The organism is Porphyrobacter sp. MBR-155 (assembly GCF_040547625.1).
Classification (GTDB): Bacteria; Pseudomonadota; Alphaproteobacteria; order Sphingomonadales; family Sphingomonadaceae; genus Erythrobacter.
On record NZ_JBEPQB010000001.1, the window covers coordinates 45,533 to 64,021 of the forward strand.

Genomic DNA, 18,489 nt, shown 5'->3' on the forward strand with positions numbered 1-18,489 from the left:
GCGGTTCTACCGGAAGCGGGCAGGCTTTAGATCGTATTTCGCCAGCTTGTCGTAAATCGTCTTGCGCGGGGTATTGAGCAGGGCTTGCAGTGTGGCGATGTCTCCGCGAGTTTGTCGCAGCCCGTCTTCGAGCACCGTCCGTTCAAAATCCGCGACGATCCGTTGCAGCGTGCGCTGCTCACCGCCTGACGTGGGCGCGGTGCTGATATCCGCCAGCCCCAGCACGAATGCGCGCGCGAAGCCGCCGAGTTCGTGCAGGTTGCCCGGCCAGTCATGCGACTGGACGTGGTGCCATTGCCGTTCACCGATGGCGGGTGCGGGAAGGCCGAGTTCGCGCGCGTGACGGGCAACGAACAGCCGGAAAATCTCGGGAATGTCCGCGCGCCGTTCGGACAGCGGCGGGAACGCGATCTGCACCGCGCCGAGCCGGTGCCACAGCGGATCGCGCGGCAGGGGCGCTGGCCCCGCGCTGTCATCCAGCAAATGCGATACGATGATACGGATGTTGAGCCTGCGCGCCCGGTCCGCGCCGATTGGCAGCACCTGCCGTGTTTCGACCAGCGATAGCAGCCGGGCGGACAGCGCGCTGCTCGCGCTCTCGATCCCGTCGATGAACAAGGTTCCACCATTGGCGCGTTCGACCAGGCCGGTGCGCGATAGTCCTGCGCCGGGGTCGCGTCCGAACAGCAGCAATTCGGCATCCTCATGCGCCATCACCCCGGCATCAACGCTGATGAACGGCCGTGCGCGGCGCGGGCTGGAATCGTGAATCAATCGCGCCGCATGGGTCTTGCCAGTCCCCGGCGGCCCGATCAGCACCACATCGATTTCCGAGCGCGCCACCCCTTCGATCACCGATCGCAGCCGTTCGGCGGTTGGTGATGTGCCGGGAATTGCGGCACCGGCGCTGCGCCCGGCTTCCTCTCGCAGTCGGCGGTTTTCCAAGGCCAGCCCGCGCCGCGATGCCGCCGCGCGCACCGCGCGGATCAGGTTGGCTGAGGCGTAAGGCTTGGTCAGAAAATCCGCCGCGCCATTCTTCATCGCTTCCACTGCCATCGCGATGTCGCCATGTCCGGTGGTGAGGATCACTGGCAGATCGGGATCGATGTCGCGCAGCCGGGTGAAGAATTCGATCCCGTCGATGCCCGGCATCCGCACATCACTCACCACCACTCCGGGAAAGTCTGCCGATAACCAGCCGAGCGCAGCGCGCGCATCGGGAAAGGCAACCACTTGCGCCCCGTCAAGCGATAATGCCTGCGTGGATGCATCGCGCAGCGCCGTATCATCCTCGACCAGCGCGACGTGTATGGGCTCATCGGCGGGGTTCATGCGGCGGGCATGATCATGGTGAAGCGCGCGCCCTTTTCCATGTCTTCGTGGATCAGATCGCCGCCCAGCTGCCGCATGATGTCGCGGGAAATTGCCAGCCCCAGTCCGATGCCTTCAGCCTTGCCGGTGACGAAGGGCTGGAACAGTTCATCGCGCAAGTTCTCCGGCACGCCCGGCCCATCATCGCTTACGCTTAGCCGGATTATTGGCCCGTCCGCCACAATCGTCACCACAATCTGCCCGCCATCCGTCTCGGTAGCCTGTAAAGCGTTCTGGAGCAGATTCACCAGCACCTGTTCCAGTTGGACGTGCGGCGCACACACCGCTGCGCCAGCCGCTTCGGCCCCCGGCAATGTCAGGCTTATGCCCTTTTGCCGAATCTGATCGCGCAGCAGCAGCAGCGAACCGTCGATCACTTCGGCAAGGCTGATCTGTTTGGGTTCACCCACCGATCGCCGGCTGAATTGCAGCTGTTCCTCGGTAATCTGGCCGATCCGCCCTGCAAGCCCGGCGATCTTGTCGAAATTCCCGGCTGCTTCTGCGTGGCGTTGGGCCTGGATCAGGCGTTCGCCGCTTTCGGCATAGACCCGCATTGCGGCGAGCGGCTGGCGAATTTCATGGCCAAGCCCGGCGGTAATCTGGCCCAGCGTTGCCAGCCGGTTGGCCTGTTGCAACTGTTCGCGCAGAACTGCCGTATGCGCATCGAGTTGCGCCGTCGCGCGAGCTTCGCGGCGGCGTTGCCATACAAATGCACCAGCCGCCATCAGACCCAGCACACCCAGTCCGACAACTCCCGCCAGCCGCCCATTGGCGACGGCCGCCGACAGGCGCGGGGCCGGATCGGTGAGCAGGTGCAATTCCCAGTCGATGGGGGCGATTGGTTGGATATTCTCGATCATTCGCACCGGCGATCCGGCTGCACCGGCATCCGGAAGTGCCAAGGGGGCGATCCGGTCTTTCCCGAACCGCATCGCATCGCGCGCTGGATCGCGGGCTGCCAGGCGGCTATCCTGATTGTCGCTGGCCGCCGCCCGAAAACGCCAGTCAGGATTGCTGCTCAATAGCACGATCCCATCGGCATCGGTAACGAACACGCCTGCCTTGGCATCGCGCCATTTGCGTTCGAGGGTATCGAATTCGACCTTTACGGCGACCACGCCCTGCGGGCTTTGGGATGTGCCGACCCGTTCGGAAAGATACAGGCCCGGACGGCGGCTGACCGTGCCGAGAGCAAATTCACTCGCAGTGCCATCGCCCAATGCGTCCGTGAAATAGTCGCGGAAGCCATATACCGACCCGACAAAGCTATCAGGCCGCTCCCAGTTGCTCGCCGCCAGCGTCAACCCGTCAGCATCCATCAGGTAGATCGCCGCAGCATTGGTCTGCTGTGCCAGCGCGGCCAATCGCCGGTTGAGCACATCGCGCTGGCTTCGATCCCCGGCGAGCAACGCGGAGACTTCGGGATCGACCGCGAGCACCTGCGGAACAAGCGAAAATTTGTTGAGTTCGCTTTCGAGGCCCGCCGCCAGTATAGCCGCGTCGCTTGTCGCCTCTGCGCGGGTTTCTTCCAGCGCGTTGACCCGCATTGCGCGGTCAAGCCCAAGCATCGCCAGCGCGCCGATCAGGAACACGCCGATCAGTGCGATCAGCAGCAGATTCCGGCGTTCCATTCTGCTGCGCATGATGCGCGCTCCCTTGGTATCCCGAGCAGGTCTTGTGCGGATTTTCGCACTCAGCGCAAGAAATTTGTGCGGATTTTCGCACAAAATGGTCACGGTGAGGTCACAACCTGTTGAATTTGCGCCGCTGTTCTGTGGGTTGCGATTTGCTTGCAGCCGGGCTCCTGTGGCCCGATCCTGCGGATGGGAAATATGGGGCAGAGGATCAGCGACCAATGGTATCGCACGCAGCGATAATGCCGGAAATACCAATGGTGCCGCCGCGCCGAAAGCCGCTGTATCAGCAGTTATACGTGCAGGTGCTGACGGCGATCGTGCTGGGCGCGCTGATTGGCCATTTCTATCCCGAATTCGGAACCGCGCTGAAACCGCTGGGCGATGGCTTCATCAAGCTGGTCAAGATGATCATTGCGCCGGTGATTTTCCTGACGGTCGCCACCGGGATTGCCGGGATGAGCGACATGAAGGCGGTCGGCAGCGTTGCGGGCAAGGCCTTTGCCTATTTCCTGTTCTTTTCCACGCTGGCGCTGATTATCGGGCTGATCGTCGCCAACGTCGTGCGGCCGGGCGAAGGGCTGAATATCGATCCCGCCACGCTCGATGCGGGCGCCGTTGCGACCTATACCAAAAGCGCCGAAGCCCACACGATCAGCGCGTTTCTGCTCAACATCATCCCCGAAACCCTGTTCAGCGCGATGACCGAAGGGCAGATTCTGCAAGTGCTGCTGGTCGCTATTCTTGCAGGAGTAGCGTTGGCCATGACCCGCCCGGCGAGCGATCTGGTGCTGGACGTGCTCGCCTCGTTCAACGCGGTGGTGTTCCGGCTGGTGCATATGCTGATGAAGCTGGCCCCGATCGGCGCGTTCGGTGCGATTGCGTTTACCATCGGCGAATTCGGGATCGGCAGCCTCGCCAATCTCGCCGCGCTGATTGCGACCTTCTATCTCACCTCGCTATTTTTCGTGATCGTAGTGCTGGGGCTGGTCGGTTGGTTCAACGGCTTTTCGATCTTCGCGCTGATCCGTTATCTGCGCGAAGAATTGCTGCTGGTGCTGGGCACGTCATCCTCCGAAGCCGCGCTGCCGAGCCTGATGGAAAAGATGGAGATAGCCGGATGCCGCAAGGCGGTGGTCGGGTTGGTGGTGCCCACCGGTTACTCGTTCAACCTTGATGGCACCAACATCTACATGACGCTCGCCGCGCTGTTCATCGCGCAGGCCGTTGGGGTCGATCTGAGCCTTGGCGAACAGCTGACGCTGGTGTTGGTGGCGATGATCAGTTCCAAGGGCGCAGCAGGCGTGACCGGCGCGGGCTTCGTGATCCTGGCCGCGACGCTTTCGGTCGTGCCGAGCGTTCCGGTGGCGGGCATGGCGCTGATCCTCGGGATTGACCGGTTTATGAGCGAATGCCGCGCGCTGACCAATTTTGTCGGCAATGCCGTGGCGACGATTGTGGTGGCGCGCTGGGAAAGCGCGTTGGACAAGACCCGGCTGGCAGCGGCGATGGCGGGCGCTCCGATGCCGCTCCCGGAGGAGGACATCGAACGCCACGAACGCAGCGGCCCGGTAAGCGAGAAAATCGCCGAAGTGCTGGAGGAGCGGCAATGATCGCGCCAATTTTCGCACGCCGCATGATGATTGTCGCAAGCGCGGCGCTGGTGTTGCTGGCAGCCGCGTTCCCGGCTTTTCCGCTTGCGGCTGCCGCGCCTGAGGAGATCCTGCTGTGGCCGGGCACACCGCCGGGCAATGGCGCGGTCACCGGGCCGGAAAAACTGGGGGAGGCGGGCGCAGGTTATGGCGCGGTCTCCAATATCGCCACGCCGCGAATGCGGGTCTTTCGCCCAGCGGTGCCCAATGGCGCGGCGGTGCTGGTGGCAGGCGGGGGCGGCTATTTTCGCATCCAGTTGTGGAAGGAAAGCACCCCTGCGGCCGAATGGTTGCAGGCGCAGGGCTTTACCGTGTTCGAACTCATCTACCGCTTGCCCAATGATGGGTGGGACGCGCCTGCGCCGTTTATGGACGCGCAGCGGGCGATGAAGATCATCCGCACCCGCGCGGGCGAATTCGGCATCAAGCCTGACCGCATCGGGATCATGGGCTTTTCTGCTGGCGGGCATCTGGCTGGTTTCACCGCGTATCAGCCCGAACGTGCGCTGTATGCCGGGGCGGATGCTTACGAGCGGGTGTCCGCGCGGCCCGATTTCGCGGTGCTGCTGTTCCCGGTGGTGACGCTGCGCAAGCCGTATGACACCACCCGCACCCGGCGCGAGATCATCGGCGAAAAGCCCACGTCCAAGGCCGAGGCCGAATGGTCGCTTGATACGCACGTCAGCAAGGACGCGCCGCCGACGATTATCTTCGCTTCGGCCGACGATAAAACCACGCCGCCGGGGCACAGTATTTTGTTGTTCGAAACCCTGATTGCCTCCAGAGCAAGTGCAGAACTGCATTTGTTCCGTGACGGCGGTCATGGCTGGGGTCTGGGCAAGCCCGAGCAGGTTATCAGCCAATGGCCCGCGCTGTTCGCGAAGTGGGTCGAATCACTTAAAATCATTGAAAAACGGGGAGAATAATGATGTCGATTACACTTTTAAGCAGGCTCGCCCTGATGTGCGGTGGCAGCATGATTGCCGCCAGCGCCCTCCACGCGCAAGAGGCTGAGGCGCCCGCGAATGCACCGCGTCCCGAACGTGAGATTATTGTTACCGGCACGCAGATCCAGGGGGCCAAGATCAACGACGTGCTGCCGGTCACGGTGGTGGACGAAATCGATATCGAAAATACCGGCGCGGTATCGGGCGACGAGATTTTCAGGGCGATCCCGCAGGCTGGCTCAGTAGCGTTCAACGAACAGAACGCCACCACTCAGAACAATGCACGCGGCGATGTTGCATCGATCAACCTGCGCGATCTTGGCACCGGCAATACGCTGCTGTTGATCAATGGTCGCCGGATGAACCTGCATCCCGGTTTCCAGACCGAATTGCTGGTTCCGGTGGTCAGCCCCGACGCCAATGAAATCGCACCGGGCAGCGTGCGCCGGATCGAGGTGCTGCGCGATGGCGCTTCGGCGCTTTATGGTGCGGATGCGGTTGCGGGTGTGGTCAACACTGTTCTGCGCGGCAAGCGCAAGGGCGGTTTTATCGAGGCCGACTGGCGCGGCTCGGATGAAACCGACCTTTACAACGTCACCATCAACGGTGGTTTTGGTTTCGATTTCGGCGGCGGGCGCGGCAATCTGACGGTCTATGGCGGCTATTTCCACGAAAACGGCATCGCTGCGTCCGAACGCGATTTTTCCGCCGATGATAACCGGTTGCCGCTGGTCGTCGGCACGGATTTCGAAGGCGATGCCTCGTTTAACAATCGCAACACTTTTGGCCCGTTTGGTCAGTTTGATATTCAGGCACCAGCCAACCGCACGCCGATTGGCGATGATGATTTCTTTCTTCAGCCGAGCAGCTTTCCCGGTTGCAGGCTCGATTTTGGCAATGGCCTGTGTGCCCGCAATGGCACAACCCCAGTCACCGCAGTGCGTTTCAACACCCTCGACGGCGATACCCTGATCAGCCGCAAAAACCGCTATAACGCGAGCGCGCTGCTCAGCTATGACCTGACCGACAACGTCGAAGCCTATTTCGAAGGCAGTTTTTTCCGGTCAGAAAGCCAGCGCAATAATGATGCATCGGCCATCCTGAGCGCGGTGCCGGTAGGGATTGCCCGCGATGCATTCTGGAACCCGTTCGGCCCGGTTCTGTTGGCTGATGGCTCGCCCAATCCCAACCGACTGCCCGGAACCACGATTGCGGCGGGAGGGGCTGACGTTATCTTGGAACGTCTTCGGTTCGTGGATGTCGGCAATCGCAATATTACGGTAAACAAGGACTCCTATCGTCTGGTGACCGGTCTGCGCGGTGACTTGGGCGCATGGAATTTTGACACGGGCTTCGTCTATTCCGACGCCAGGCTGAGCGATATCACCGGCAACCGCGTTTCGCTCACGCTGTTGCAGCAGCAGATGAATCTTACCACGCCGGATGCTTTCAACCCCTTCAACGGCGGCTGTGTTACCGGCGATCCGGGGATCGGCGATTGCACCCCCAACCCGGCTTCTTCGATTGATCCGTTCCGCATCAATGTGTTCCGCAAGGGTGGAACCACGCTGGCGCTGGCCGATTTCAAGGTCAGCCGTGATGATCTGTTCCAGCTGCCGGGCGGCGACCTTGGCGTTGCGGCGGGGATTGAATGGCGGCGAGAAACCTTTTTCGATGACCGCGATCCGCGGTTGGATGGCACGATCACCTTCACTGACAGCGTGACCGGTGTGTTCAACGGCAGCGACGTTTCCGGCACCAGCCCCACGCCTGATACCAATGGTGCGCGGCAGGTTTATTCCGCCTTTGCCGAAGTGTTCGTCCCGCTGGTTAGCGAGGACATGAACATTCCTCTGGTTGAGGCGCTCAACCTGCAAGTTGCCGGCCGGATGGAATATTTCACCGATATCGAAGAGACCGCCATCGTCCCGCGTGTTGCGGCATCATGGACCGCCATCCCCGGTGTCACCTTTCGCGGTGCATGGTCGCAGGGCTTTCGTGCCCCCAACCTTGTTCAGGTGAATGATACAGGCACCACCCGGGTCAACACGCGCGACGATTTTGTGATTTGCCAGGCGCAGCTTGAAAAGGGGCTGATTGCCAATCTTGGCGTATGTACCGGTGGGGGCACGGTCAGCTTCCGTTCGGGCAGCGACCAATTGGAACCTGAAGACAGCACCAGCACAAATTTTGGCGTGGTGCTGGAACCCCGGTTTCTGCCGGGGCTGACGCTGACCGGGGATTACTGGCGGGTCAAACAGACTGGGCTGGTCGGCACACTTGGCGATGATAATGCCATCGCGCTTGATCTGCTGCGGCGGATCAATGGTAGCACCAACCCGAATGTCATCCGTGCCGATCCGACTCAGGAGGAGCTTGACCTGTTCGCCGGCACCAGCCTTGCGCCGGCTGGCAGGATTATTCAGGTGCTGGACCCCTTCTTCAATCTCGACAGCCGCATTTCCAAGGGTTGGGATTTCGGGATGTCCTACAATGTGCCGGACTTTGGCGTGGGCAAGTTCCGGCTGCGCTTCAACGCTGCGCGGCTGGAAAGCATTGTCCAGAATGCCGGGGCGGATGGACAGGAAATCCTTGATGCGATTGATAGCGGAGTGCTGCCGCTTGATGTTGCGGTTGAGGGGCTGGGCCAACTGCTCGAAATTGATGGTCGGCCAAAATGGCGCTTCAGCAGCTCGATCAACTGGGACAATGGGCCTCTCGATATTGGCCTGTTCGGCCGATATGTCGGTAAGGTGTGGGATACCAGTGTCATCCGTGACGAGTTGATCGTGAGTGACGACCCCAATGCCAATTTCTTCCGGGTGGATTCGTTCTTCACAATGAACTTTTCGATCGCTTACACCATCAACAATGACACCGCGCTTGATGGCACGCGGTTGCGGTTTGCGATCAACAACCTGTTCGATGAGGATCCGCCGCTGGCTGACGAAACCTTTGGCTTCTTCAGCGAGCTGCACAGCCCACGCGGGCGACAATTCGCGGTGCAAGTGCGCAAGACGTTCTGATCGGAACGTCGATGGAGATGTCGGTGCGATATTTGTTGGTCGCAATGGCAGTGATGCTGGGGGTGGGCGCGCAGGCGCAGCCCCCGGCAACTTCCGTCGATCCAATCGTCCCCGCTAACGAATGTCGCACCGCATCAGCGACGATCGCGTTCGATTTCGATGGCGCGTCAGCCTCTGCCTGCGCGATTTTGGGTGAGCGCGAATTTGCGGTGCTGGTGTCACCCGAACACGCTCCGCCGATCAATCCGAGCCCGTGGTATGCATTTCGTTATGAAAGCACGGGCGATGCACCGGTCACGATAACCTTGCGCTATCTGGGTGGGAAACACCGCTACGCGCCGAAATGGAACGGCGGTGGTGGCTGGCGCGAATTGGTGGCCGATGTCGCCGATGACGGCGCGGCGGCGCGCCTGCGTGTGCCGGGCGGGACGGGCATGATCGCAGCGCAGGAAGTGATCGTGCAGGACAATCACGCAGCCGATCTGCGGCGCTGGAGCGCGGCGACCGGCGCACCGGTATTCACCCTTGGCCAGTCTCACGATGGCCGCCCGGTCGAGGCTTTGCGCTTAGGCCGCCACGATGCACCGCGGCTGGTGGTGCTGATCGGCCGTCAGCATCCGCCCGAAGTGACCGGGGCGATTGCCATGCAGGCATTCGTCGATGAACTGGTGGCGATCGCCGGGCGCGATCCGGGGCTGGGCGCTGACACGCAATTTCTGATCGTGCCGCTGATCAACCCCGATGGCACCGCGCGCGGGCATTGGCGTGCCAATCGCGGTGCGACCGATCTCAACCGCGACTGGGGCGCTTTCGCCCAGCCGGAAACCCGCGCGGTGAAAGCATGGCTGGATGCGTTACCGGCCCACGTCCGGCCAGTGTTGATGATCGATTTCCATTCGACTACCCGCAATCTGTTTTACGTGCAAGGCGATGAGGCAAGCGCGGTGCAGCAGCGGTTTCTGGCGGCATGGCTTGCCGGACGGGAGGATGATTTTGTAGGCTATCCCTTCACAGTCGAACCGCGCAACGCCAACCCCGACAGTGGCACCGCCAAGAACTGGTTTTATGCCACCTATGACATCCCCGCTTACACTTACGAGGTTGCCGACACCGCTGATCGTTCCGCCGCACGACGGGCGGCTGGCGACCTGGCCGCCAGCCTGATCACGGCGCTTGCGGAACTGAAGCGTTAGAGCTGCCTTAGCCTCAGAATTTTATCGCCAGCCCGAACTGGAACTGGCGCGGCGGGCCGGCATTGCGTTGAACAAATGGCGCGCCGCCGCCGAACTGCACCTGGTTGGAGGTGGTCGCGGCGTTGGCAAAACCGCTTTCGTTGTTGGTGTTCAGCAGGTTGAACACATCCGCGCTCACCTCGATCCGTCGGCCCAGCACCGGCAGGGCATAACGCAGGCCCAGATCGACCGTGGCTGACCACGGCAGGCGTTCGCTATTGCGGCTGGCACCGGGGAAACGGTCGGAATTGCCGACGAAGTTCTCGCCAAAGCTCGCCCCGTCGCCGTTGAGATCCTGCGTGCCGAAGATCAGCGCATCGGGCACCAGATTGACCGGTTGGCCCGATTGAAACAGCCCCGCCAGCGTCACCGTCAACCCGTCAACCGGATACACATATCCCACCGCCGAAATGACATGGCGGCGATCATTGGCTGATGGCCCCCATTCGGTGCTGAAATCATTGGCATTGGGGCTGCGGAAATTGATGTCGTCGGTATCATTGCGCAGCCGCGACAGCGTGTAGTTGATCTGAAAGCCATAATCATCATCGCCGCGCGCCTTGTTCGCCTGCAGGATCAGCGCGAGATATTCGGCCTTGCCTTCGGTTTCGGAGGTGGTGATCTGGCGCGCGCCGCCGGGCAACAGGCCGACCGGGCGCGACGCATCGGCATCAGCTTGCGAACGCACCAGCCCCAGGTTTTGGGCGAGCGCAAACCGGGCGGCATTATCGGGCTGGCTGCGCAACAGCGCAATGTTCGCTTCGGTCAGATTGGCGATGTTGGGCGTGAAGGATGCGGGCGCATTCAGATCGCGCAGCCGCACCAGATTGTGCGAGCGGCTATACAGCCCATCAATTGATAGCGTCAGATTATCGGCGGCCTGATACTGATAACCGCCGCTCAATTGCAGGCTCCATGGATTGTCAAAGCCATCGGGGTTGAGCACCCGCGCCTCATTGATGATCGCGGTGTCGCGCAAGTCCTGCACCTCAGCCGGGGTGGGGCATTCGGACACGGTCGCACAGGGCGGCGATACGGCAAGGTTGCCGTCAAAGGTAATCTCACTCAGATCGGCCCCGGCAGGGATCACGCCTGCCGCTTGCAATTGGCTGAGCTGGGTCAGGAACCCGGCTGAGGTGGTGTTGCGTTGCAGGGCGTCGGAAATCACCGCGTAGGATAGCTTGCCGGTGAAAATCCCCGCGCCAAACCGCACCGATGATCGCGCATCGGGCTGCCAGTTGAGCGCAAAGCGCGGGGCGATGTTGTCATAATCGCCGCCCCCGCCGCCGCGCGCGGTCAGGGTGTCGTAATCCCACCGCAGGCCCAGCGTCGCCGTGACATTGGGGGTGAGCTGCCACTGGTCTTCAAGGTAAAAGGCGATCAGGCTCTGGCTGGTACCGAAACTTTGCGGGCGCAATTCAACCGCGAAATTGGCAACCACCGGGTTGAGCGCGAGCACATCCTGCGCGGTCAGCCCCAGCCCGGGCGCGGTCAGGCTGGCGAGTTGATCGGCGGTCAGATCGACGGTGAAATTGCCCTCGGGATTGCCGCCGCCCAGCAGCGAAAAATCGGAATGGATCAGGTCCGCGCCGATGCTCAGCCGGTGCGCGCCGAAATCGCGTTGCAGTTTGTGGGTGGTCTGCCAGGTTTCCTCCAGATCATCGAACACAAAGCCCGGATGGCCAACCACGCCCGCCACCAGCCCCGATGGATCGCGCAGCGTCACCTGCGGCCCCGGTTCGCCGATCGGCTCACCGAAATCCCAGCGAAAGCGGCTATATTGCAGAGCCCCGTCATAGCTCCATTCCAGCCCGGAATAGCTGGCGGTGGCGGCCAGCAAGGTCGAAAACCGATCCTGCTTTGATCCAGCCGAGGGGAAGGTGGCGTTGCCGCCGCCCAGCCCGCCGCCGGGCCGGTCAATCGTCACCCGCCCGACATTGGCACGAAAACCCAGCGTCCAATCCTCGGTCAGCCGGTGGTCGAGCCGCAGCGAGCCGAGATGAAATTCATTATTGCCGGTGACAGTATCGACAATCCCCAGCGCGGGCGCATCGACCACCTGGGTGTTGCGATCACGGGTATATTCGTAATTGGCGTAAAAGAACGTGCGGTCGCGTTGCAGCGGCCCGCCGACGGCGAACCCGGTCTGATAGCGTTCAAAGCTTTCGCCCACGGCATTGCCCGAAAGGTCGCGGCGCGGGAACGGGGATCGCGAATCGAGCGGGCGGCCGGGGCGCACCAGCGCATAGACTTCGCCAGTATAGTCGTTGCTGCCCGAAGGCGTGGTGTAATTGACAATCCCGTTGGCCGTGCGCCCGAAGGCGGCGGAATAGCTGTTGGCCAGCACGGTCACTTCGCGGGTGAACCCCAATGGCACGGGAAACTTGATCCCACCGAGGAAATTCTCGTTATTGTCCATCCCGTCGATCAGGTAATTGGTGTCCAACCCGTTCGATCCGTTGATCGAAATCGACGGCGCTTCGGCAAAGAACCCGGTTGATGGCACCACGCCCGGCAGGCGGATCAGTGCGCCGATCACGTCGCGCCCTTCGATCGGCAAGGCCACCAGTTGTTCGCGCCCCAGCGAAGCGGAGATTTCGGCGTTGGAGGTGTTGAGCCCGGTAATCGCGCGCGATGCGGTAACGGTGATGCCTGCGCTGCCGACGTCGGCCAGTTGCAGGATCACGCTGCGCGAGAAATTGGCGCGCAATTCCACCGGGCGGGCGGCGATGGCTTCATATTTGTCCGAACCGGGAACCGAGACGAGGTATTCGCCCGCCGTGGTCAATCCGTCGACCCGCGCCTGCCCGCGTGCGTCGGTGCGAACTGTGCGGGCAAGGCCGATGGCGGTGTTTTCGATGACAACCTCGGTATCGGCGACCGGCGCACCGCCCGCATCGACCACCGCAATTTCGATGCCCGCCTGCTGGGCATATGCGGGCGGGGCAAGCACAAGCGAACCCGCGCCAAGCGCCGCAGCCCCGACGCTTGCGCGCAGAATATTCAAGATCATCAATGTCCTCGTATTGTTTTACCGCGCGGCACAGGCGGGTAGCGCGTCTCCGCCATCGTTCGTCTGTCTTGGGCAGGAGGTTACATGGCGTGGCCGATGCGCATTGGCAATGTTGATTGGGCGCGGGGCGCTCCCCTCCCTGCCGCGCTGGCAAGTTACCATTGCACCAGAGCGGCAATAGTGCCATGTTTTACCGCAGGATTGGTGTCCAGCTGCGGTTGGTCGATTTACCTGTAACCAATCCACGCATGCATTCGAACAAGTGCATGTGAGCCCACGAGGCTCATGCTGGTATGGGAAAGGAACCCCAACATGAAATCGACATTTGGTATGGCAGCTGCCTCGATGGCATCGCTCGCAGTAGCTTCGCTGATCACCGCTTCACCCGCCGTTGCTCAGGAAATGGGCGCCAAGGAAAAATGCTATGGCGTCGCGCTTAAGGGCAAGAATGATTGCGCTGCGGGCCCGGGCACCAGCTGTGCTGGCACCTCGACCGTTGACTATCAGGGCAATGCCTGGAAGCTGGTTGACAAGGGTGAATGCGAAAAAATGGGTGGCTCGCTCGCTGCCAAAAAGGGTAATACCAAGCCCGTGCCCAAACAGGGCTGATCTCGTTAGAAGGAAACACGAATGAATATTGCATTGGAAACCCGTGGCCTGATGGCCGTGATGGCATCGTCCGCACTGCTCGCAGCCTGTGGCTCGGGCGGCACCGCTCCTGCCGCTGAAGGTGACGGCGCGGCCGAAGCCACCAAAACTGCAGCAGCGGAACAGGAAAAATGCTTTGGCGTGGCGCTCAAGGGCGAAAATGATTGCGCTGCCGGGCCGGGCACGAGCTGTGCTGGCACTTCGACGGTAAACTATCAGGGCAATGCCTGGAAGCTGGTTGACGCCGGGGCCTGTGAAACCATGGGCGGGTCGCTGGTTGCCAAGGAAGGCAATGAAGCTCCGGTTCCCCAGCAGGGCTAACGCCCTCGGGTTGCCGCAATGCTGGCCGATATCACCCCACCTAGTCCTCTCCCCCCAGGTACTGGGGTGGGGCTCAAGCCGCAGCATTACTCGCAAGCGCTTGATCTGGTATCGGCCAGTACTTTCTGCACTGACAGCGTCCTCAGCTGGTTTGAGGTGCATCCGCAGAACTACTTTAGTGCAGGTGGCCCGCCACATCGCTGGTTGACCGCCTTTGCCGAACGCGTCCCGCTCAGTTTTCACTCGGTCGGCCTGTCGCTGGGCAGCCGCGATGGCGTGGATCTCGATGAGCTGGAGCAGCTCGCCGCGCTGTGCGATCGCTATGCGCCAGCGATGGTGTCCGATCACCTCAGCTGGAGCGGCAGTGCCAGCAACCGCTACCCCGATCTTCTCCCGGTGCCTTACACCGACGAGGCGCTCGATCACTTCGCGGCGCAAGTCGCCCGGGTGCAGGATCGCTTGGGCCGCACCATGCTGATCGAAAACCCCTCGCGCTATCTGGCCTTTGCCCGGGATGACATGAGCGAGGCTGATTTCCTGCACGCGCTGTGCGCCCGGACAGGCTGCGGTATCCTGTTTGATATCAATAATATCGAAGTGTCGGCCACCAATCTCGGGCTTGATGCCGATGCGATGGTCGATGCGATCGATCCGACGCTGGTCGGCGAAGTGCACCTGGCGGGCCACGCCCGTGAAGATCATGTGCACGGCGCGCTGCTGATCGATGACCATGGTTCGCAGGTGACTGATGAAACCTGGCACCTGTTCGAACGGTTCGCACTGCGCGCAGGCGCGCGTCCGGTGCTGATCGAATGGGATACGGATATCCCCGAATTTGATGCCCTGCTGGCCGAAGCCGCAATCGCCGCTGCAATCACCCGGCGGGCAACGCGCAACCGCCAATCGGTGCGGGGAGAGCTCCATGCGCTGGCTTGACAGCGGCCAGAGCGCGATGATGGCGGCGCTCGATCACGGTCCGGCGCATCTGCCCGCAGAACTGTTTGCCGGGTCGCCCGAACGGGTGCTGGCGGGCATGAAGGTTCATGCCAACACCATTTCCCATGCCCGGCTGGTGGCGCTGGAAGAGACATTTCCGCGCACCCGCGAACATATCGGGCATGATCGGTTTAACGAACACTCCCGGTTGTTCCTCCTTCAGCCGGGAGTGACCGCGCAGCCGCTTACGCAGATTGGCGCGGGGTTTGAACAGTTTCTGATCGATCAAGGCGAAGCCGCAGGCACCGCCGATCTGGCCCGGTTTGAATGGCTGTGGCTTACCGCCTATCACGCTGCCGAGGCAGAGCCGCTCGCGCTTGACGTGCTGACCAGCTTTGCGCCCGATGAATTGCTTGAACACACAATCGTGCATCATCCGGCGGCCATTGCCAGCCGGTTTGATCCGCTGGTGCACCAGGTGATCGGCGCGGAGGTTGCCGGGCTCGACGCGGCGGAGGCGATCGTCATCGCCCGCCCGCAAGCCCAAGTTCTGGTTTCCCCGGCGAGCGCGTTGATGGCGCAATTGCTGGCCGAGGCAAAAAATCCCGTCACCATCGGTAACCTTCTGATGCAGACGGGCGAAAGCATGGATAACAACGAGGCTGCGGTGGCTGCAATCATGCAGGCGCTGGTGGCGCTCATCAATGCAGGTGCCATCGCCCGATTGTGATGGTATCTGTTCGATAATTTAAGGGGACCGACATGAAAGCCATTTTTTCTGCCTATGATCGCGCCGTCGCATTTGTCAGTGGCACCATGGTGGAAGGCCTGACGCTGCTGCTCACCCGCATCGTGCTGGCGGGCATTTTCTGGCGTTCGGCGCGAACCAAGGTTGAAGAGGGTAGCTGGCTGTCGATCAATGACGGCACCTATTACCTTTTCGCCAATGATTATTCGGGTGTTCCGCTGCCCAGCGAATTTGCCGCTGTGCTGGCGACGGTTTCCGAACACGTCTTCCCGATCCTGTTGGTGCTGGGTCTGTTCACGCGCTTTTCTGCCTTGGCGCTGCTGGGGATGACGATGGTGATCCAGATCTTCGTCTATCCCGAACAATGGTGGGCGGTGCACTCGCTTTGGGCCGCGCTGGCGCTGATTCTGGTAGTGCGCGGCGGCGGGATGATCAGCCTTGATGCGGTCTTGCTTAAGGCTCGTCCCGCATGAGAGCTGACGAAGCCTCGCTGGCACGCCTGATGGCGATGTCGCAAAAAGGCGATCGGCACGCCTATGCGACGCTGCTGACGGAATGCCAGCGTTGGCTACAGAGGTATTACAGTCGCCGCATTGCTCCGGCGCAGCTTGATGATCTGGTGCAGGAAACGCTGATGGCGCTGCACAACAAGTTGGCCACGTGGGATTCCTCGCGCCCGTTCTTGCCGTGGCTGGCAGCGATTGCGCGCTATCGCTGGGTTGATCACCTGCGCCGCCTGTATCGCGCGGATGAATGTGAATTGGATACGGATTTTGCCGGGCATGATGATGAGCCTGCAATTTCCGCGCGGATCAGCATTGATCGGTTGCTGGGCATTCTGCCCGACGCTCAGGCCCGCGCTATCGAATTGGTAAAGATCGAAGGATTAAGCATTGCCGAGGCATCACAAGCCACCGGACAAAGCGAATCGCTCATTAAAGTAAACATCCACCGCGGCCTCAAGAAGCTGGCCCACATGGTCGAGAAAGCCTGATAAATGACACACAACTCCGATGTCCTGATTGCGAATCTGGTCGGCAATCTTGAGCCGGTAAAGCCGCTGCGCTTTGCCCACGGGTTTGGGCTGGCGCTGCTGGCTGCGGCGATATCGACGGTGCTGTTGATCGGCCTCTATGGAATGCGCCCGGATCTTCAGGTGGGCCACGTCAATCCGGTGCACCTGATCGCTACGGGCCTGTATCTTGGGCTGGCGATTGCCGCGAGCGTGACGGTAATCGTGATGAGCCGTCCGTGCGTTGGCACGGATCACAGCGGCTGGACATGGGCGGCGGCGATGGCTGCGCTGTTACCGGCGGCCGGGCTGATTGTCGGGCTGGCGGGCGGCGGCGACTTGTTGTCGCAGGACAGCCTTCGTCACGGGATTAATTGTTTCATGATCGGCGGGGCTGGCTCGCTGCTGGTGTTCGCGATGCTGGTGTGGTGGCTGCGCAAGGGCGCGCCGACCGCGCCTGATCGTGCTGGATTGGTGGCCGGGATCGCGGCAGGCAGTTTCGGCATCTTCGCCTTCTCGCTGCACTGCGCGGAAAACGATATCGTCCATATCGGTGTGTGGCACAGTGCTGTGGTGCTGGCGATGGCAGGCGTGGGCCGCGCGATTGTGCCGTCGCTGGTGCGCTGGTAATCGGCCCCGGCTTCTATTCGAGGTCAAGGCTTTCGATCTTGGCGTCAAGATCAATCGGGATGATTGCCAACACGGCATTGTCCGCCTCGTAAGCGGCTGGCCCTTGCGCCTCGATCAGCGGCACCATTGCAGCGTCGCGCGCATGCAGCAGGTCAACCAGCTCATCCCGATAAAGCGCGACCATTGCGGTCAATAACCGATTGACGAGCGTATCTTCAGCCGTCTGGTCGACATCGTAGCGCGCCAGATGCGCTGCCATGAACGGCGCCGGGTACAGAAACTCGTCAGTGACCCAGCGATTGGTGACAAACCAGCTGATCGGAATGCCGACATGGTTGACCGACAGCCCGGCAATATGCGTGACGTGCGCGGGTGCGTCTTCGCCCGCAGCTGGCGCCACGGTAAACGCTGCCGGATCATCCAGCTGGGTGCGGTGCAGGAAAAGATGGAAATGGCCATGTTCGCCCGGATCACGATCGCCCGGCGCATGTACGTGGTAATACCAGCGTGAGCGGGTGCGTTTGTCGCGGGCGTCTTTGTCGGGATAGTGTTGCCAGAACCGTACATCGGTCTCTGGTAAAACGCGCTGCATCAGCGGAACGCCTTCACCGGCCATCGCGGTGATCGTTTCGATAACGGTCAGGGCTGCTTGCCGCTGATCCATTGCTGCAATGCTCCTGCGCGTCATGGTGGGTCTGACGGGCAGCTATTGCCTCCGCCAGACCCGAACCAATCAAGCTGTCAGCGATTACTCGGCTGCAGCGGCGCAACCAGCGGCAGCACAACCAGCAGCAGCGCAACCAGCAGCGGCGCAGCCAGCAGCGGCGCAACCGTCAGCGGCGCAACCAGCAGCGGCGCAACCGTCAGCAGCGCAGCTGTTGGCAGTTTCATCAGCAGCCGCTTCGGCAGCGGGAGCGCAGTTGGCAGCTTCACAGGTGCCCGAGCAGGCGCCGGTTGCGAGCGTCAGGCCGCCCATGACGGCGAGCAGGCTGGTCAGTTTTGCATTCTTCATCGAATAAGCCCCTTATTGATCACGGTGCGATTGTTGAACCCTGATCCGCCGTGCACCAGCGACGAATCAGAACCTTGCAGGATTGCTCCTGCACAAATGGCGGCACTCGTTTGGCGCGAAACACAGGTTCGTGACAAGGTGGAAATGCCCCCCGGTCGCTTTTCGCTTCGTAGCGCGCCGTGGTTACAAGCGAAAAAAAATTATCAAACAGGCCATCTCATCAAGCCATCCGCGCCCGTGCAGACTTACTGACCGCACACTACGCCGACAATCGATCCGATCGACAATGGCCACATAGCTGCCACTT

Annotated in this window: 16 protein-coding genes; 11 read left to right on the top strand and 5 right to left on the bottom strand. The window is 61.5% G+C overall.

Going from position 1 to position 18,489, the window contains the following annotated elements; translation table 11 throughout:
* Positions 1 to 6: 6 nt before the first annotated feature.
* Together ABIE62_RS00270 and ABIE62_RS00275 are read right to left on the bottom strand one after the other, a co-directional pair.
* Positions 7 to 1,332 (bottom strand): sigma-54-dependent transcriptional regulator, encoded by a 1,326-nt coding sequence (locus tag ABIE62_RS00270; protein ID WP_354322558.1) that lies wholly within the window; start codon positions 1,330 to 1,332, stop codon positions 7 to 9.
* Positions 1,329 to 3,014, bottom strand: coding sequence for a sensor histidine kinase (locus ABIE62_RS00275; RefSeq protein WP_354322560.1), 1,686 nt, complete (start codon positions 3,012 to 3,014; stop codon positions 1,329 to 1,331). Before ABIE62_RS00275 ends, ABIE62_RS00270 begins: the two co-directional genes overlap by 4 nt.
* Positions 3,015 to 3,226: 212 nt before the next feature.
* Between ABIE62_RS00275 and ABIE62_RS00280 the strand changes: the two genes are divergently transcribed.
* From ABIE62_RS00280 to ABIE62_RS00295, 4 genes are read left to right on the top strand one after another with little or no spacing between them, the layout of a single operon-like run.
* A complete protein-coding gene (locus ABIE62_RS00280) occupies positions 3,227 to 4,618 on the top strand; it encodes a dicarboxylate/amino acid:cation symporter (protein WP_354322561.1) in 1,392 nt (463 codons plus the stop codon).
* Positions 4,615 to 5,583: an alpha/beta hydrolase gene (locus ABIE62_RS00285; protein WP_354322563.1), complete on the top strand. Its 969-nt coding sequence runs from the start codon at positions 4,615 to 4,617 to the stop codon at positions 5,581 to 5,583. The genes ABIE62_RS00280 and ABIE62_RS00285 overlap by 4 nt, the downstream gene beginning before the upstream one ends.
* Positions 5,583 to 8,630, top strand: coding sequence for a TonB-dependent receptor domain-containing protein (locus ABIE62_RS00290; protein ID WP_354322565.1), 3,048 nt, complete (start codon positions 5,583 to 5,585; stop codon positions 8,628 to 8,630). Before ABIE62_RS00285 ends, ABIE62_RS00290 begins: the two co-directional genes overlap by 1 nt.
* Positions 8,631 to 8,653: 23 nt before the next feature.
* Positions 8,654 to 9,823 carry a M14 family metallopeptidase gene (locus ABIE62_RS00295; protein WP_354322567.1) on the top strand — a complete coding sequence of 390 codons (1,170 nt, stop codon included), beginning with the start codon at positions 8,654 to 8,656 and terminating at the stop codon, positions 9,821 to 9,823.
* Positions 9,824 to 9,836: 13 nt separating this feature from the next.
* On the opposite strand, the gene ABIE62_RS00300 is transcribed toward ABIE62_RS00295, so the two are convergent.
* Positions 9,837 to 12,875, bottom strand: a complete 3,039-nt coding sequence (locus ABIE62_RS00300; RefSeq protein ID WP_354322568.1) for a TonB-dependent receptor domain-containing protein — start codon at positions 12,873 to 12,875, stop codon at positions 9,837 to 9,839.
* Positions 12,876 to 13,160: 285 nt separating this feature from the next.
* On the opposite strand from ABIE62_RS00300, the gene ABIE62_RS00305 reads away from it, so the two are divergent.
* From ABIE62_RS00305 to ABIE62_RS00335, 7 genes are all read left to right on the top strand, one after another.
* On the top strand, positions 13,161 to 13,484 hold the full coding sequence (locus tag ABIE62_RS00305) for a BufA1 family periplasmic bufferin-type metallophore (RefSeq protein WP_454184757.1): 324 nt from the start codon (positions 13,161 to 13,163) through the stop codon (positions 13,482 to 13,484).
* A gap of 21 nt (positions 13,485 to 13,505) precedes the next feature.
* Positions 13,506 to 13,844, top strand: coding sequence for a BufA1 family periplasmic bufferin-type metallophore (locus tag ABIE62_RS00310; protein ID WP_354322569.1), 339 nt, complete (start codon positions 13,506 to 13,508; stop codon positions 13,842 to 13,844).
* Positions 13,845 to 13,910: 66 nt separating this feature from the next.
* The gene (gene bufB / locus ABIE62_RS00315; protein ID WP_354322571.1) at positions 13,911 to 14,780 is read left to right on the top strand and encodes an MNIO family bufferin maturase; all 870 of its coding nucleotides are present in this window, start codon (positions 13,911 to 13,913) and stop codon (positions 14,778 to 14,780) included.
* Entirely contained in the window at positions 14,767 to 15,510 is a 744-nt protein-coding gene (locus ABIE62_RS00320; RefSeq protein ID WP_354322573.1) for an HvfC/BufC family peptide modification chaperone, read from the top strand. Before bufB ends, ABIE62_RS00320 begins: the two co-directional genes overlap by 14 nt.
* A gap of 32 nt (positions 15,511 to 15,542) precedes the next feature.
* Complete coding sequence (locus tag ABIE62_RS00325) at positions 15,543 to 16,001, top strand: DoxX family protein (protein WP_354322574.1); 459 nt, start codon at positions 15,543 to 15,545, stop codon at positions 15,999 to 16,001.
* Positions 15,998 to 16,522: a sigma-70 family RNA polymerase sigma factor gene (locus tag ABIE62_RS00330; protein WP_354322575.1), complete on the top strand. Its 525-nt coding sequence runs from the start codon at positions 15,998 to 16,000 to the stop codon at positions 16,520 to 16,522. Before ABIE62_RS00325 ends, ABIE62_RS00330 begins: the two co-directional genes overlap by 4 nt.
* A gap of 3 nt (positions 16,523 to 16,525) precedes the next feature.
* Positions 16,526 to 17,170 (top strand): NrsF family protein, encoded by a 645-nt coding sequence (locus tag ABIE62_RS00335; protein WP_354322576.1) that lies wholly within the window; start codon positions 16,526 to 16,528, stop codon positions 17,168 to 17,170.
* Positions 17,171 to 17,183: 13 nt separating this feature from the next.
* On the opposite strand, the gene ABIE62_RS00340 is transcribed toward ABIE62_RS00335, so the two are convergent.
* Positions 17,184 to 17,834: a DUF6969 family protein gene (locus tag ABIE62_RS00340; protein WP_354322578.1), complete on the bottom strand. Its 651-nt coding sequence runs from the start codon at positions 17,832 to 17,834 to the stop codon at positions 17,184 to 17,186.
* Between the two features lie 77 nt (positions 17,835 to 17,911).
* On the bottom strand, positions 17,912 to 18,061 hold the full coding sequence (locus ABIE62_RS00345) for a hypothetical protein (RefSeq protein WP_354322579.1): 150 nt from the start codon (positions 18,059 to 18,061) through the stop codon (positions 17,912 to 17,914).
* Positions 18,062 to 18,489 lie beyond the last annotated feature (428 nt).

Bases quoted from the DNA above. Each gene is read 5' to 3' on its own strand.
- ABIE62_RS00305 (WP_454184757.1), top strand. From the start codon at position 13,161: ATGCTGGTATGGGAAAGGAACCCCAACATGAAATCGACATTTGGTATG.
- ABIE62_RS00330 (WP_354322575.1), top strand. From the start codon at position 15,998: ATGAGAGCTGACGAAGCCTCGCTGGCACGCCTGATGGCGATGTCGCAA.
- ABIE62_RS00285 (WP_354322563.1), top strand. From the start codon at position 4,615: ATGATCGCGCCAATTTTCGCACGCCGCATGATGATTGTCGCAAGCGCG.
- ABIE62_RS00290 (WP_354322565.1), top strand. From the start codon at position 5,583: ATGATGTCGATTACACTTTTAAGCAGGCTCGCCCTGATGTGCGGTGGC.
- ABIE62_RS00325 (WP_354322574.1), top strand. From the start codon at position 15,543: ATGAAAGCCATTTTTTCTGCCTATGATCGCGCCGTCGCATTTGTCAGT.
- ABIE62_RS00340 (WP_354322578.1), bottom strand. From the start codon at position 17,834: ATGGATCAGCGGCAAGCAGCCCTGACCGTTATCGAAACGATCACCGCG.
- ABIE62_RS00280 (WP_354322561.1), top strand. From the start codon at position 3,227: ATGGTATCGCACGCAGCGATAATGCCGGAAATACCAATGGTGCCGCCG.
- ABIE62_RS00275 (WP_354322560.1), bottom strand. From the start codon at position 3,014: ATGCGCAGCAGAATGGAACGCCGGAATCTGCTGCTGATCGCACTGATC.
- ABIE62_RS00310 (WP_354322569.1), top strand. From the start codon at position 13,506: ATGAATATTGCATTGGAAACCCGTGGCCTGATGGCCGTGATGGCATCG.
- ABIE62_RS00320 (WP_354322573.1), top strand. From the start codon at position 14,767: ATGCGCTGGCTTGACAGCGGCCAGAGCGCGATGATGGCGGCGCTCGAT.
- ABIE62_RS00300 (WP_354322568.1), bottom strand. From the start codon at position 12,875: ATGATCTTGAATATTCTGCGCGCAAGCGTCGGGGCTGCGGCGCTTGGC.
- ABIE62_RS00270 (WP_354322558.1), bottom strand. From the start codon at position 1,332: ATGAACCCCGCCGATGAGCCCATACACGTCGCGCTGGTCGAGGATGAT.
- ABIE62_RS00345 (WP_354322579.1), bottom strand. From the start codon at position 18,061: ATGAAACTGCCAACAGCTGCGCTGCTGACGGTTGCGCCGCTGCTGGTT.
- ABIE62_RS00335 (WP_354322576.1), top strand. From the start codon at position 16,526: ATGACACACAACTCCGATGTCCTGATTGCGAATCTGGTCGGCAATCTT.